Genomic DNA, 13,154 nt, shown 5'->3' with positions numbered 1-13,154 from the left:
GTGGCGACTTCAAGCCATAGGGTGCAAGAGGCGGTTGACCCGACCGTTCTGGTCGCCTAAATCGCGCGTTCCGGCGTGCCCTTAGCTCAGTCGGTAGAGCAACTGACTTTTAATCAGTAGGTCACAGGTTCGACCCCTGTAGGGCACACCATTCTTTCCTTCCGTTGACGCGTGGCGGCAAAAAACCGATCGAGGATCGATTTCCGGATCGGAATGCCTGACGCCCCAGCGAAGACTTTTTTCCAATTACGACCATTTAACAACCCGACCGTTAGAACCGTCGGAACATCCATGCTGTTCGGCCCGTTGGTTCTCTGAAAGGAGACCATCATGAGCAAGTACGAGACAGATATTGATCCCCAGCGCCGAAACGATTTGAGCCAACAGCGCGGAGAGGGCGAGACGCCCGGACGCGATGACACCAACCAGGCAGGCTTTCGCGAAACCGCTGACCAGCCCCGAGACGGCGAACATGGCTTCCTGAGAGATGACGGACAGAAAGATCGCCCGGACGCACCCGGCACGGCAGCAGAGCGTGCCCAACGTCTCGACGAAGGCAACAATCCGGTCCTGATGCCGCGCGATGGTCGCCACCCCAATGCCCCGGGGACGCTGAATGCGGACACCGGCGCAGAGGCGACCAAGGCTGGCGCCAAGACGCCCGCGCCGGATACGCAGGAGCTGGAAGACGCTTATTCACAGAATGATCCTGGCGTCGAAACCAAGCAATAGTGCAGCATGAAAAGCCGGACCGGGTAATTGCCCGTCCGGTTTCTGCCTGATCGGTCCTTGGCGGATGGAGCGAAGCTCCGTTGGCTGGGGCCGTTTTGGTATGTTGGATGGAATTGGGTGGCCCCGTGTGCACGCGGGAGCGCTGTCCATCCGCCGGGAGCCTTGAAGACGAGCCAGATTTCGTCTTGTGGGGCTCCGGACCTTTTAATGATCGGCGCAATCGCCAGAAAAGCCGACCAAGCTCATGATAGCTCCGGGGCGCACGCGCCGGATTGGGGCGGCAGGGCACATTGTTATCTTACCCAAAAACCCTGAAAGTGCGGGGGATTGCGACAGCTGGATCATTGTTTGACGAAAGCGCACCGGCTAAGCCTTCGGCCCAGAAAGGATGCGCTGATGGACAGGGACACGCGAATTGCGGTTCGGGACCGGTTGCTGGCACGTCTTAGAACGGGCGACCCGCTGATCATGGGCATCCTCAATGTGACGCCCGATTCCTTTTCAGATGGCGGCGTGCACGACTCCCTTGCGCGCGCCCTCTCCCATGCCGAGCAAATGCGGATCGAGGGTGCGGACATTCTGGACATTGGCGGCGAGTCAACCCGGCCGGGCGGCGAAGCAGTTAGCCTGGAGGATGAATGGGCGCGTGTTGCCGAGCCGATCGCCCGACTTGCCTCAGAGGAGGCGTTGCCGGTCTCGATCGATACCTACAAGGCAGAGATCGTCCGACGCGCGGCCGAGGCTGGCGCGGTGCTGGCCAATGATGTCTGGGGCATGACCCGTGATGCGCAAATGGCCGACGCCGTGGCAGAGACCGAGAGCCTTGTGTGCATCACTTATAATCGCGGCGCGATAAATGCCGACATCGATCTACGCCAGGATATGGCCGACTTTATCGGACGCGCTTTCGAGAGCGCTGATCGCGCAGGCATTCCGCGCGCGCACATCCTGCTGGATCCCGGTGTCGGCTTTTCCAAGACATACGAGCAGAATTTCGAGGTTCTCGCCCATCTGGGTGTGATGGTGGAGACCGGCTGTCCGGTGCTGGTGGGGGTCTCGCGCAAATCCTTTATCGGCCGCCTGACAGGCAATCCTGTCGGAGAGCGGCTTGTCGGCACGCTTGCGGCGGGCCTCGATAGCGTCTACCGGGGCGCGACAATTCTTCGAGTGCATGATGTGGCGGCCCACCGCGAGGCGCTCGACATGTATCAGGCCATCAGGAGTGCCAAGTGACCGACCGTATCTTCGTTACCAATCTCTGCCTCCACGGCTTCCACGGCGTCCACAAGGCGGAGAAATCCCTCGGGCAGAAATTCTTCATCGACATCGACTGCCGCCTTGGGCAGCCCGCCACTTCGACCGACCTGATGGAAGAGACGGTCCATTATGGCGAGGTCTGTGATCTGGCGGAGGAATTGTCCGGCAAGACCGTGTTCAATCTGATCGAAACCTTCGCCGAGCGCATCGCGGATGCCATCCTGCAGAAGTGGGACATTGTGGAAGAGGTCACCGTGACCGTGCGCAAGCCCTCCGCGCCGATCCGGCATCTGGTGGACCATGTCGGCGTGTCCATCACGCGGGCCCGCAATGGCTGAGGCGGCGCTTGGTCTCGGCACCAATCTGGGTGACCGGGAGGCGGCGCTGTCACGCGCTGTGGCGCTGCTGGAGCAGATGCCGGGCATTGAGGTGACCGCAATCTCCGGCCTCTATGCCAGCGCGCCCTGGGGCGTTGAAGACCAACCGGACTTTCTCAATCTCTGCCTGCTCATTGAAACCGATCTCGGACCGATGCAGTTGCTCCATGCCTGCAAGGCCGTTGAGGCGGAGCTGGGGCGTCAGGCGCGTGAGCGCTGGGGCCCGCGCGAAATGGATTTGGATGTGCTGCTGATGCCCGGTGTGGAGATGGATACCGAGACCCTTGCCATTCCTCATCCACGCATGCAGGAGCGCCGTTTCGTGATGGAGCCACTGGCGGAGATTGCGCCGGATTGGGGGCTGGATGGCGAGACCGTGGAATGCAGAACGGCCGCCCTCAAACAGAGAGCGGCCGATCAGATTTGCGAGCGGGACGATTCAGCGACGCGCCGCTTCGCTGAGCTCAGAGCCCGCTAGAGGTTCTTCACGATATCCTCGACCATTTTCTTCGCGTCTGCGAGCAGCATCATTGTGTTGTCACGGAAGAAAAGCTCGTTCTGGATGCCGGCATAGCCGGAGCCCATGGAGCGCTTGATGAAGAGGACTGTGCCGGCGTTTTCGACGTCCAGGACCGGCATGCCGTAGATCGGGCTGGTCGTGTCGGTCTTTGCGGCCGGGTTGGTCACATCATTCGCACCGATGACGAACGCGACTTCGGAATTGCGGAAGTCCGAATTGATGTCTTCCAGTTCGAAGACTTCGTCATAAGGCACCTGCGCCTCGGCCAGCAGGACGTTCATGTGACCCGGCATCCGGCCCGCAACGGGGTGGATGGCGTATTTCACTTCGACGCCTTCTTCCTTCAGCTTGTCGGCCATCTCCTTCAGCGCGTGCTGGGCTTGTGCCACCGCCATGCCGTAGCCGGGCACGATGATGACCTTGGAGGCGTTCTTCATGATGAAGGCCGCATCTTCGGCCGAGCCGCGCTTGAACGGACGGTCGGCATCTGCACCGGCCGCACCCGCGGCCGCATCGTCGCCGCCAAAGCCGCCGAGGATGACCGAGATAAAGCTGCGGTTCATGCCCTTACACATGATGTAGGACAGGATCGCCCCGGACGAGCCGACGAGTGCGCCGGTGATGATCAGGGCGAAATTGCCGAGCGTGAAGCCCAGCGCCGCTGCAGCCCAACCCGAATAGGAGTTCAGCATGGACACGACGACCGGCATGTCCGCGCCGCCAATCGGGATGATCAGCGTGATGCCGAGGATCAGCGCGAGGACCGTAAGCCCCCAGAAGGCCCATTGGGCCTGGCCATGCGTCTGGATCAGAACGACCAGCAGCGCCACGATGCCGACACCGATCAGGATGTTCAGCAGGTGACGGGCCGGTAGCATGATGGGCGCGCCGGACATGTTGCCGTTCAGCTTCGCAAACGCGATCAGCGAGCCGGTAAAGGTCAGGGCACCAATGGCGGAGCCGAGACCGAGTTCGATGAGCGATGCGGCCTTGATGCCTTCGAGGCCCGCAATGCCGAAGCTGATGGGCGAGTACAGCGCCGCAGCCGCCACGAGCACGGCGGCGAGGCCGACGAGACTGTGGAAGGCAGCGACCAGCTGCGGCATGTCCGTCATCGGGATCTTGCGGGCGATGATTGCGCCGATCGTGCCGCCGATGGCGACGCCGCCGAGGATCAGGCCCCAGGTTTCAAGATCAAGCTGGTTCCAGACGAGGGCCAGCGTGGTCGCCACAGCGATGGCCATGCCGATCATGCCATTGCGGTTGCCCGCGCGGCTGGTGGCTGGGCTGGAAAGGCCGCGCAGGGCCAGGATGAAGAGGATGCCGGCAACGAGATAGAGCAGCGGCGCCCAAGTGGTTTGGAAGGAGTCCATGTCTTAGTCCCCCTTCTTCTTGTACATGGCCAGCATGCGCTGGGTGACGAGGAAGCCGCCGAAGATGTTCACGCTGGCGAGGATCACGGCGACCGTGCCGAGGATCTTGGAAACCCAATTGTCGGAGCTGAGGCCGACCGTGGCAGCCGCGACGAGCGCGCCGACAATGATTACGGATGAAATGGCGTTCGTCACAGCCATCAAAGGCGTGTGCAGGGCCGGCGTCACCGACCAGACAACATAATAGCCGACAAAGCATGCCAGGGCGAAGATCGCGGCGAGGAAGACTGTGGAGTCGATGCCACCGGCATCTGCGAAGGCGGGCAGCGCGAAGCTGGCCGCTGAAAGCGTCAGGAGTGCGCGCTTCATGATTGGATCCTTTCGTTCACCGTCGCACCATTGCGCGTTAGCAGCATGGCGGTGACGATTTCGTCTTCGGTGTCGAGATTGAGGCTGCCATCCTCGGCTGTGACCAGCGGCAGGAAGGCGACAAGGTTCTTGGCGTACAGGGACGAGGCATCTGCCGGGAGGCGAGCGGGCAGGTTGGAGAACCCGGCCACTTTCACGCCATTCACGTCAACAACTTCATCCGGCTTGGACAGCGGGCAGTTGCCACCCTGGCTGACCGCCATGTCCACGATGACCGCACCCGGCTTCATCGTTTTCACCATGTCTTCAGTCACCAGGACCGGCGCGGCGCGGCCCGGAATCAGGGCGGTCGTGATGACGATGTCCTGTTTGGCAATGTGGCTGGCCGTGAGTTCGGCCTGCTTTGCTTGGTATTCTGGTGACATCTGCTTGGCGTAACCGCCCGCAGTTTCAGCCGCCTTGAATTCCTCATCCTCGACCGCGATGAATTTCGCGCCAAGCGAGGCTACTTGTTCTTTGGCAGCAGGGCGCACATCCGTGGCAGTCACGACTGCACCGAGACGGCGAGCGGTGGCGATGGCCTGGAGGCCGGCAACCCCAGCGCCCATGACGAATACCTTGGCCGGGGCAATCGTGCCCGCAGCGGTCATCATCATCGGCATGGCGCGGCCATAGGTCTGCGCGCCTTCAATGACAGCACGATAGCCCGCGAGGTTCGACTGGGACGACAGGGCGTCCATGCTTTGTGCGCGGGTAATGCGCGGGGTGAATTCCATGGACAGCGCCGCAATCTTTTTCCCGTTCAGCGGCGCAGCGTCCAGATTGGTGGGGTCCATCAGGGCGATCAGGGCGACACCTTCCGGCAGGGCACCGACTTCATCGGCTTCAGGTGCGCGCACCTTGAAGACAATGTCCGCACCCTTGGCCGCAGCCGACGCATCGGCTGCAATGGTGGCGCCCGCATCGGTGAAGCTGTCGTCAGGGAACCCTGCGACAGTGCCCGCTCCGGACTCGATTGTGACAGAGTGGCCAGAGGCCACCAGCTTCTTGACGGTTTCTGGTGTAGCCGCCACACGGGTCTCACCAGCTCGTCGTTCCCTCAGCACAGATATTTTCATAACGCTGGGATAGAGGAAAAATATTGCGGCGCGCAATACGAAATTTTGCATCGGAGGGCATGAGATTGTTGAGTTTAGCTAATAAGACCGCATTGGTAACAGGTGCGTCGAGCGGATTGGGCCGTCATTTTGCCGGTGTATTGGCGGATGCAGGTGCGTATGTCGTGTTGGCGGCGCGTCGTCTTGATAAGCTGGAAGAGGTTGCCGGAGAGATTCAGCAGCGAGGCGGGAAAGCCCTTCCGGTCGAAATGGATGTCACCTCCGAAGATAGCGTGACGGGCGCGTTTGCGGAGATTCGCGAGGCGTTGGGCCGCCCGTGCGACGTGATCGTGAATAATTCAGGCATGTCACGTGAGGGGTGGTATTGGGATATGCCGGAAAAGGACTGGGACACGGTGATCGAGACCAACCTGACCGGTGTCTGGCGCGTGGCGAAATACGCGACAAAAGCGATGATGCAGGCAGAGGTCAAAGGATCGATCATCAATATCGCATCCATTACCGCACTGCGCCCATCGAACATGATCTCGGCATATTCTGCATCCAAAGCCGCGGTGGACCATTTGACCCGCACGATGGCGCTGGAAGCGGCGCGGCACGGAATTCGCGTGAACGCCATCGCGCCGGGCTATTTCAAAACCGCGATCAACGACGAGTTCCTCGACTCCGAAGCGGGCCAGCGCATGGCAAAACGAGTGCCGATGCGGCGGTTTGGAAACTACGAGGAGTTGAACGCGCCGCTGCTTCTTCTCGCGTCGGAAGAGGGTAGTTACATGACCGGATCCACCCTCGTTGTGGATGGTGGGCATTCTCTTAGCCCGCTTTAAGCTTGCGTTTTTCTCAACAGGGGGTATAGCGCGCGTCTTCCGCGTTGGAAGACTGGTTTCTGCATCGTTAAGGATGACGTCGCGCCATGCTCAAAGAGATCTTGTCCACCGGTGTCGCAATCGCGATTTCAGGCAGCTTTTCCGCATCAGCGACGACGCGCAATGATGGCGTTCAGTCTGTTACCTCTACGAGCGAAACAAGTCAGTCACGCATGACCACGTTTGTCGTGCTGCCCGATGCCGAATCTGAGAGCACATTGCGGTGCGACCGGGGATTCGAAGTGCCGAATGGCGGTGTTTTTTGCGGACCGATCGCGGATTGGCATTAACTCAATTGCTTTCTGTTAGGTAACGGTTAGGTCTCGCCTGTTACACTCTACCTAAAGGCGTGGAGTATTCAGATGGCCCTACCGAAGGAAAAACCGGAAGAGACCGAAAAAGTAGAGCGTCGCGTATCGTCTCAGTCGCGTGGACAGGTTTCGCGTGGTGGCGAGGATTACGTCGCAACGCCGTCACCGGCCCGTCGCCTGCAATCATTGCTCGAATCGGAATTGCAGGTGCACCGCGCGCCGTCAGTGAAGAGCTCGCTGACCATGATCCTCGTTTTGTCACTTGCTTGTAGTGTTGCCGCGTTAAGCCTGTTCAATCTCGGTCTGAACTAGGATTTAGCGGCACTTTCTTGTGCCAGATTAACGACATCTAAGGCTCAGCACGGCTACACCCTTGTCAAAAGGGGCTGTGGGCCCTTGTGTTGAGCATCAAGGAGCTTCTTGTTTCATGCGCGTAAGAAAAGCTGTTCTTCCAGTGGCCGGTTTCGGCACCCGGGTCTTGCCGGCGACCAAGGCCACCCCGAAAGAAATGCTGCCGGTTGTTGACCGTCCTGCCATCCAGTACGTCGTCGATGAGGCTCTGGAAGCGGGGATTGAGCACATTGTCTTCGTTACCGGCCGGAACAAAGGCGCGATCGAGGACTATTTCGACATCGCCTACGAACTCGAAGAAGCTCTGAAAGCCAAAGGCAAGGACGCGATCCTGCAGCAGGTAAATGAGACGACTTTGCCGGCGGGCTCAGCCAGCTTTGTTCGCCAGCAGTCGCCGCTCGGTCTGGGGCATGCGGTATGGTGTGCGAAAGATATTGTCGGCGATGAGCCGTTTGCCGTGCTCTTGCCGGATGTCCTGGTGAAGGGTAGCCCATCCTGCCTCGCGCAGATGGTGTCGGCCTATGACAAGGTCGGCGGCAATGTTATCGCTGTGGACCAGGTGCCAATGGAGCGTGTGTCGTCCTATGGCGTGATCGCACCGAAGGAAGGTGGCCGCGATGGTCGCCTGATCGAGATGACCGGCATGGTGGAAAAGCCGCCAGTTGCCGATGCGCCCTCCAATCTCAAAATTACGGGTCGGTATATCCTGCAGCCGGAAATCTTCGAGCTGCTTGAAAATCAGGGCAAGGGCGCAGGCGGTGAGATCCAGCTGACAGATGCCATGGATCGCCTGATGGAAACCCAGTCCTTCTATGCTTACGAGTTTGAAGGGCAGGATTACGATTGCGGGTCCAAGATTGGATATTTCGAAGCCGTGCTGGGATACGCGCTCGACAATGATGAAATCGGCGATGAAGCCAAGGCGGTTGCCAAGGCGATGCTCGACAAATTGTCGTAAGCCCCACTGGATTGCAGGCCGGGCCGGTTCGGTCTAGGCCTGCGCCATGACCACGCAAACTCTCCCGACTTTTGATGACGTGCTTGCCGCGCATGAGCGCGTGCAACATGTGGTGCGCGAGACACCGGTTCTGACGCACAAGGCGCTTGATGACATGTCGGGCGCGGAACTGTTCATCAAGGCTGAGTGCCTTCAGGTGACAGGCAGCTTCAAGATCCGCGGAGCGATGAACCGCCTTGCGCAAATTCCTCAAGCCCGGCGCGCCGCAGGCGTTGTCGCATTTTCATCCGGCAATCATGCGCAGGGTGTCGCGAGGGCTGCGCGGCTTCTGGATATGCCCGCCTTGATCGTGATGCCGTCCGATGCGCCGCGCATCAAGGTGGATGGTGTCGAGGCTGATGGTGCCGAGATCCATTTCTATGATCGGGATACGGAAAGCCGTGAGGAGATAGCTGCCCAGATTGCGGAAGCACGCGGCGCTATTGTCGTGCCGAGTTTCGATGATGCCGACATAATCGCCGGGCAGGGAACCGCCGGGCTGGAATTTGCCAGCCAGATGGCGGAGCGGGATGCGCCGCTGGACCATTTGATCTGCTGTGCCGGGGGCGGCGGACTGATTACGGGTATCGCGCTGGCTTTCGAGCAGATGTCGCCAAGTACGCGCATCTGGACAGCAGAACCGGAAAACCATGATGATTGGGCGCGCTCACTTGAAGCAAAGAAGATTGTCTCTAACGCGCCGGGCACGCGATCATTCTGTGATGCGATCCTGACGCCCGCGCCGGGAGATCTGACGTTTGCCCTGGGTTCGCGCTTGTTGAGCGGGGGCTTGCGCGCCAGCGACGCAGATGTGCGCAGCGCCATGCAATCTGCGTTTCGTTGCCTGAAGATCGTGGCTGAGCCGGGTGGCGCTGCAGCGCTGGCGGCCGCCTTGCATCATCTCCCGGAGGATGTGAAAGGCAAGCGTGTTGGCGTGATGGTTACGGGCGGGAATGTCGATCCGCAGATGTTTGCCGAGATTCTGACAGCATAAGTCGGATCAAGCCTTAACATACACGGGCAAAGCGTTAATCCGTTCGCGGCGGAAATCATTGTCGCATGGTTAATGCGCTCTTCTGATCCCGGTTAAGATTTTTCAACAGGTCTTCAAGAGACCTTATCGCCTAGCGATTAATCATGAATGCTGATGAGGGCGCAAAATGCGCGCGTGAGGGCATTCAGAATGAAGCTGGCACCGATAATAAGTCTTGGCCTGTCCGCGGTATTGGGGATCGCGGCTGTGTTCCTTGGCCGCTACTACATGACAAATGAATCCAATGACGTGGCTGCGCAGGTCAGTGCACCCACAATCGAAATGGCGTCCGTGCTGGTCGCGTCCGCAGCCATCGAGCCAGGTGAGCAGGTCAGCGCCAGCAATGTGAAAACGCTCAACTGGCCAGCCACGTCCATTCCGGAAGGCACTCTTGGCCGCAAATCCGATCTGGAAACGGCGCTTTATGCGCGCGGCCTGATCTTGCCCGGCGAGCCGATCCTGCTTGAGAAGCTGGACGCAGAGGCAAATACGGTGACGCTCGCAGCCGCCATTGAGCCGGGCATGCGTGCTGTCTCTATCACGGTACGGAGTGATACTGGCGTGTCCGGCTTTGTGCTGCCGGGGGACCGCGTCGACGTCAATGAGTTTATCGAGGCAGAGCCCGGCCAGTCAGCGGCCACGCTGGGCGGCGAAGCGGTACGTGTCAACAGCCGCCTGATTGCCCGTCCTATCCTGAAAAATGTCAAGGTCCTGGCGATTGACCAGACCTTCGAGCCGGGCCTGGAAGGGGCGCGCCCGTCGAGCACGGTGACGCTGGAAGTAACGCAGGATGGTGCGTTGCGCCTTGGTGCAGCCGGCGTTCAGGGCAGCCTTGGTCTGGCGCTCATAGGGCGTGCAGAGAAGGCCGAAGTCATTACCGAAGTGAAAGCCGATCCGGCACCGCGCAAGGCGGTCGTTCGCCGCGCAGCTCCCCGCCCTGCAACAACAGCAAATGTGCGCGTAATCAATGGTGACAAAGAGACACTGGTAACCGCGCCTGTATCGAAACCAATACTGCTGACTGAGGAGCCGAGCTGATGAGCAAGATCACCTACGCCATCCTCCTGCTGATGATTGCAATCGTGGCCGTCGCCCCGGCAGATGCGTGGACTGAACGTACGAGCGCGGCCGACGCGCAAATCCTTGTGCTTCAAAAGGGCCGATCCACAGTGATTGAGGCTGACGAAGCGTTTTCGACGCTTGTCGTGGCGGATCCTGACATTGCCGAGGCAATGGCGACGTCAAATCGCTCTTTCTTTTTGCGCGGCAAGATTCCCGGCGCGACGACTGTGCTGATCTACAACGCAGCTGGCGAAATTTCAGAACTCATTGATGTCGAGGTCGAGCTCAGCCTGGATGAGCTGCGCACTGACCTTGGCAATCTTTTGCCGGGGGAGCGGATCGACGTGTATCCTGTGCATGACGGCATCTTTCTTGATGGCAAGCTGACAACCGCCGCCGCCGCAGACATGGCCGTTCAGGTGGCTGAGCGCTATGTGCCGGGCGGCGTGGCAAATGGCCTGTCAGTGGGTCAGAGCCAGCAGGTCCTGCTGGAAGTGCGCTTCCTTGAAGCCAGCCGCAGCGCCGTGAAGGAAATTGGTTTTGGCAATACGATGGACGGTCGGGATGCCGTCGCCGTGACAGAACCATCGACCGTTTCGGGGCTAGCCTCCAAGACGGTGGCGCTGTTCACGAATGTCGGCGGCGAGAATATCGACATCGAGCTTCGCGCCCTTGAAGAGAAGGGTATCGTGCGTACGCTGGCAGAGCCGAACCTTGTGGCACTGTCCGGCGATACGGCGAGCTTCCTTGCAGGGGGTGAGTTTCCGATCCCGGTTGCGGCGGAAGACGGTCAGATCACGGTTGAGTTCAAGAAGTTCGGCGTCAGCCTGGACTTCATGCCTACTGTGCTGGGCGACGGGCTGGTGAATTTGCGCGTGCGGCCGGAAGTGTCCCAGCTGGACCGAAACAATGGCATCCGCGCGGCGGATGTTGAAATTCCTGGCATCTCCGTGCGCCGCGCCGACACGACGGTGGAGCTGCATGATGGCCAGGCCTTCGCCATCGCAGGCCTGTTGCAAAATGACTATTCCAATGATGTGCGCCAGACGCCGTGGTTGGGAAACATTCCCGTGCTCGGCTCGCTATTCTCGTCGAAGCGCTACCAGCGTCAGGAAAGCGAGTTGGTAATCATCATCACGCCGCGCCTGGTACAGCCCGCGCCGCATCCTGCCTTGCTACGCAATCCGCTCGATGCATTTGCGGAGCCTACAGAAGAAGAGCTGTTCCTGCTGAACCAGACGGCCATCGTCCCCGCGACCGAAGAGGGTTACTGATATGACCAGAGTCAGGATTGTGTGCGTTCTTCTCGCAGCCGCGGGCGTGGTTGGCTGTGCAAGCCATGACCATCAGGACACCTATTTGCTTGGTGGAGCGAATGCCGCAAATATCGCGACCCATTCGATCCGCGATGTTGAGCTGAGCAATTCCAAGACCGTGGAATCCAATTCGGGGCTGCGCGCCGCGAATGCGGTGAAGGCCTTGAACGAAGGCAAGACGCGGGAACTCAGAGACTCTTCTGTCAGTGCGTCAGGGGGAAGCTGATGTCGGGATCTGAACGCAAACATGAGAGCGAAACCGGTCGGGCACCTGCTGCAATACCAATTCCTGCGATTGCGGCACTGGCCAGCACAGAACGCCTGGAGCAGCTGAAATCCATCTGTCGGAATGTCGTTGACCTGTCCCCGATGGACCCGGCTCAAATCGTGGAGACATTCGGCGGCGCCTTGATCCTTCTGGAGCATGGCGTGCCTGGTGCGGAGCAGATTGTTCTGGGGCTGGCTGTCGACAAACCGGACAGCGCGGTTCTGATGGTCTCCGACAGTCTTCCAGTCCATATCGTACGGGCGTTGATGAAGATTGAGGCGTCCGACATTTTGCCTTCTGATGCGGGCGCGGGCGATGTGCTGGACTCAATTGATCGCATTCGCGCAGCGGCTGAAGCGATTGAGACAAAGCCTGAAGAACCGGCATCTGCAGTCTGCTGGGCGTTTCGTGGGGCGGTTGGTGGGGCCGGAGTTTCGACGTTGGCAATCGAAAGCGCATTTGCGATTTGTGAGAAAGTCGGACCCGGCAAGGTCTGCCTCGTCGATCTGAACGTTGCTGACGGTATGGTCAGTTCATTTCTGGAAGCGGTGCCAAAGCTGGATCTGGCGGCACTTTCCGCTGCGCCAGAGCGACTTGATGCGCGCTTGCTCGCGGCCTGGTGCTGGCAGCATGAGGATGGCGTTTCGACCATTTCCGCGCCGCGCAACCCGGACGCAGATGCGCTGGCCACCGAAGCAGCCATCCTGCGACTGCTGGATGTTGCCTGTGCAGAATTCCCATTCGTGCTTGTGGACATGCCACGACACATGATGCCGTGGACGAAGCCTATTCTCGGCGCAGTTGATGAGGCAATCATCATCAGTGAGCTGACCGTTCCCAGCCTCCACGCGGCGGCTGACATGGCCCGCGAGGTCGACATGCTGCGCAGCCCTGACCGCAAGACCAAGCTGGTGCTGAACCGCATGTTCCCCAAGAAGCGGTTCCGCGCCGAGTTCGCCGTCGACAAGGCGGAGAAGGCGATTGAGCGGAGTATTGATGCAACAATCACATCCGATTGGGACGCTGCCAGAACAGCCGTCAATCTCGGCAAGCCCATTGCCGATGTGAAGCCCAAGAGCGCTTTGGTGGCGGACATCTCTGCGCTGGTCGACCGCCTTATGCCGGACGGTGTGCTCGCCGCCCACGTGCCGCAAATGCCTGCGCGGAGGAAAGCGTCATGAGCCGCTTCGGATTTTCCAATGCC

At 59.9% G+C, this 13,154-nt stretch carries 16 protein-coding genes and 1 tRNA gene; 14 read left to right on the top strand and 3 right to left on the bottom strand.

From position 1 onward, the window contains the following. The first annotated feature begins 75 nt into the window (after positions 1–75). From HF931_RS14050 to folK, 5 genes are all read left to right on the top strand, one after another. Positions 76–151 (top strand) — tRNA-Lys (locus HF931_RS14050). Positions 152–330: 179 nt separating this feature from the next. Then, positions 331–732, top strand: coding sequence for a hypothetical protein (locus HF931_RS14045; RefSeq protein WP_035552367.1), 402 nt, complete (start codon positions 331–333; stop codon positions 730–732). A gap of 396 nt (positions 733–1,128) precedes the next feature. Beyond that, on the top strand, positions 1,129–1,965 hold the full coding sequence (gene folP, locus HF931_RS14040) for a dihydropteroate synthase (RefSeq protein WP_035552363.1): 837 nt from the start codon (positions 1,129–1,131) through the stop codon (positions 1,963–1,965). Continuing rightward, positions 1,962–2,327, top strand: coding sequence for a dihydroneopterin aldolase (gene folB / locus HF931_RS14035; protein WP_035552361.1), 366 nt, complete (start codon positions 1,962–1,964; stop codon positions 2,325–2,327). Before folP ends, folB begins: the two co-directional genes overlap by 4 nt. After that, the gene (gene folK / locus HF931_RS14030; protein ID WP_081806151.1) at positions 2,320–2,844 is read left to right on the top strand and encodes a 2-amino-4-hydroxy-6-hydroxymethyldihydropteridine diphosphokinase; all 525 of its coding nucleotides are present in this window, start codon (positions 2,320–2,322) and stop codon (positions 2,842–2,844) included. The genes folB and folK overlap by 8 nt, the downstream gene beginning before the upstream one ends. Here the strand turns inward: folK and HF931_RS14025 are convergent. Genes HF931_RS14025 through HF931_RS14015 form a run of 3 tightly spaced genes read right to left on the bottom strand, consistent with a single transcriptional unit; the run spans position 2,841 to position 5,746 of the window. After that, positions 2,841–4,259, bottom strand: a complete 1,419-nt coding sequence (locus HF931_RS14025; RefSeq protein ID WP_035552358.1) for an NAD(P)(+) transhydrogenase (Re/Si-specific) subunit beta — start codon at positions 4,257–4,259, stop codon at positions 2,841–2,843. The two genes, folK and HF931_RS14025, sit on opposite strands and share 4 nt — an antisense overlap. 3 nt (positions 4,260–4,262) lie before the next feature. Beyond that, positions 4,263–4,628 (bottom strand): proton-translocating transhydrogenase family protein, encoded by a 366-nt coding sequence (locus tag HF931_RS14020; RefSeq protein WP_272982634.1) that lies wholly within the window; start codon positions 4,626–4,628, stop codon positions 4,263–4,265. Next, positions 4,625–5,746, bottom strand: coding sequence for a Re/Si-specific NAD(P)(+) transhydrogenase subunit alpha (locus tag HF931_RS14015; protein WP_035552601.1), 1,122 nt, complete (start codon positions 5,744–5,746; stop codon positions 4,625–4,627). Before HF931_RS14015 ends, HF931_RS14020 begins: the two co-directional genes overlap by 4 nt. Before the next feature lie 59 nt (positions 5,747–5,805). Between HF931_RS14015 and HF931_RS14010 the strand changes: the two genes are divergently transcribed. The 9 genes from HF931_RS14010 to HF931_RS13970 all read left to right on the top strand — a co-directional run bounded on the left by HF931_RS14010 (position 5,806) and on the right by HF931_RS13970 (position 13,131). Further along, positions 5,806–6,573 (top strand): SDR family NAD(P)-dependent oxidoreductase, encoded by a 768-nt coding sequence (locus HF931_RS14010; RefSeq protein WP_035552356.1) that lies wholly within the window; start codon positions 5,806–5,808, stop codon positions 6,571–6,573. A gap of 86 nt (positions 6,574–6,659) precedes the next feature. Continuing rightward, the gene (locus tag HF931_RS14005) at positions 6,660–6,902 is read left to right on the top strand and encodes a hypothetical protein (RefSeq protein WP_035552353.1); all 243 of its coding nucleotides are present in this window, start codon (positions 6,660–6,662) and stop codon (positions 6,900–6,902) included. A 72-nt stretch (positions 6,903–6,974) separates the two neighbouring features. Beyond that, a complete protein-coding gene (locus tag HF931_RS14000) occupies positions 6,975–7,235 on the top strand; it encodes a hypothetical protein (RefSeq protein WP_035552351.1) in 261 nt (86 codons plus the stop codon). Positions 7,236–7,350: 115 nt separating this feature from the next. Then, entirely contained in the window at positions 7,351–8,232 is an 882-nt protein-coding gene (galU, locus tag HF931_RS13995; RefSeq protein WP_035552350.1) for a UTP--glucose-1-phosphate uridylyltransferase GalU, read from the top strand. 46 nt (positions 8,233–8,278) lie between these two features. Then, complete coding sequence (locus tag HF931_RS13990; protein WP_035552347.1) at positions 8,279–9,265, top strand: threonine ammonia-lyase; 987 nt, start codon at positions 8,279–8,281, stop codon at positions 9,263–9,265. Positions 9,266–9,454: 189 nt separating this feature from the next. Then, positions 9,455–10,342: a Flp pilus assembly protein CpaB gene (gene cpaB / locus HF931_RS13985; protein ID WP_162175986.1), complete on the top strand. Its 888-nt coding sequence runs from the start codon at positions 9,455–9,457 to the stop codon at positions 10,340–10,342. After that, positions 10,342–11,640, top strand: a complete 1,299-nt coding sequence (locus tag HF931_RS13980; protein WP_051602706.1) for a type II and III secretion system protein family protein — start codon at positions 10,342–10,344, stop codon at positions 11,638–11,640. Before cpaB ends, HF931_RS13980 begins: the two co-directional genes overlap by 1 nt. A 1-nt stretch (position 11,641) precedes the next feature. Further along, positions 11,642–11,908 (top strand): hypothetical protein, encoded by a 267-nt coding sequence (locus HF931_RS13975; RefSeq protein ID WP_035552342.1) that lies wholly within the window; start codon positions 11,642–11,644, stop codon positions 11,906–11,908. Further along, positions 11,908–13,131 carry an AAA family ATPase gene (locus HF931_RS13970; RefSeq protein WP_273240553.1) on the top strand — a complete coding sequence of 408 codons (1,224 nt, stop codon included), beginning with the start codon at positions 11,908–11,910 and terminating at the stop codon, positions 13,129–13,131. Before HF931_RS13975 ends, HF931_RS13970 begins: the two co-directional genes overlap by 1 nt. Positions 13,132–13,154 lie beyond the last annotated feature (23 nt).

It is taken from the genome of Hyphomonas atlantica corrig. (assembly GCF_017795365.1).
Classification (GTDB): domain Bacteria; phylum Pseudomonadota; class Alphaproteobacteria; order Caulobacterales; family Hyphomonadaceae; genus Hyphomonas; species Hyphomonas atlantica.
Note: the sequence above shows the minus strand (reverse complement) of the source record. Positions and strands in the feature narration are given on the sequence as shown.

Bases quoted from the DNA above. Each gene is read 5' to 3' on its own strand.
- HF931_RS14045 (WP_035552367.1), top strand. From the start codon at position 331: ATGAGCAAGTACGAGACAGATATTGATCCCCAGCGCCGAAACGATTTG.
- folP (WP_035552363.1), top strand. From the start codon at position 1,129: ATGGACAGGGACACGCGAATTGCGGTTCGGGACCGGTTGCTGGCACGT.
- folK (WP_081806151.1), top strand. From the start codon at position 2,320: ATGGCTGAGGCGGCGCTTGGTCTCGGCACCAATCTGGGTGACCGGGAG.
- HF931_RS14025 (WP_035552358.1), bottom strand. From the start codon at position 4,259: ATGGACTCCTTCCAAACCACTTGGGCGCCGCTGCTCTATCTCGTTGCC.
- HF931_RS14020 (WP_272982634.1), bottom strand. From the start codon at position 4,628: ATGAAGCGCGCACTCCTGACGCTTTCAGCGGCCAGCTTCGCGCTGCCC.
- HF931_RS14015 (WP_035552601.1), bottom strand. From the start codon at position 5,746: ATGAAAATATCTGTGCTGAGGGAACGACGAGCTGGTGAGACCCGTGTG.
- HF931_RS14010 (WP_035552356.1), top strand. From the start codon at position 5,806: ATGAGATTGTTGAGTTTAGCTAATAAGACCGCATTGGTAACAGGTGCG.
- HF931_RS14005 (WP_035552353.1), top strand. From the start codon at position 6,660: ATGCTCAAAGAGATCTTGTCCACCGGTGTCGCAATCGCGATTTCAGGC.
- HF931_RS14000 (WP_035552351.1), top strand. From the start codon at position 6,975: ATGGCCCTACCGAAGGAAAAACCGGAAGAGACCGAAAAAGTAGAGCGT.
- galU (WP_035552350.1), top strand. From the start codon at position 7,351: ATGCGCGTAAGAAAAGCTGTTCTTCCAGTGGCCGGTTTCGGCACCCGG.
- HF931_RS13990 (WP_035552347.1), top strand. From the start codon at position 8,279: ATGACCACGCAAACTCTCCCGACTTTTGATGACGTGCTTGCCGCGCAT.
- cpaB (WP_162175986.1), top strand. From the start codon at position 9,455: ATGAAGCTGGCACCGATAATAAGTCTTGGCCTGTCCGCGGTATTGGGG.
- HF931_RS13980 (WP_051602706.1), top strand. From the start codon at position 10,342: ATGAGCAAGATCACCTACGCCATCCTCCTGCTGATGATTGCAATCGTG.
- HF931_RS13975 (WP_035552342.1), top strand. From the start codon at position 11,642: ATGACCAGAGTCAGGATTGTGTGCGTTCTTCTCGCAGCCGCGGGCGTG.
- HF931_RS13970 (WP_273240553.1), top strand. From the start codon at position 11,908: ATGTCGGGATCTGAACGCAAACATGAGAGCGAAACCGGTCGGGCACCT.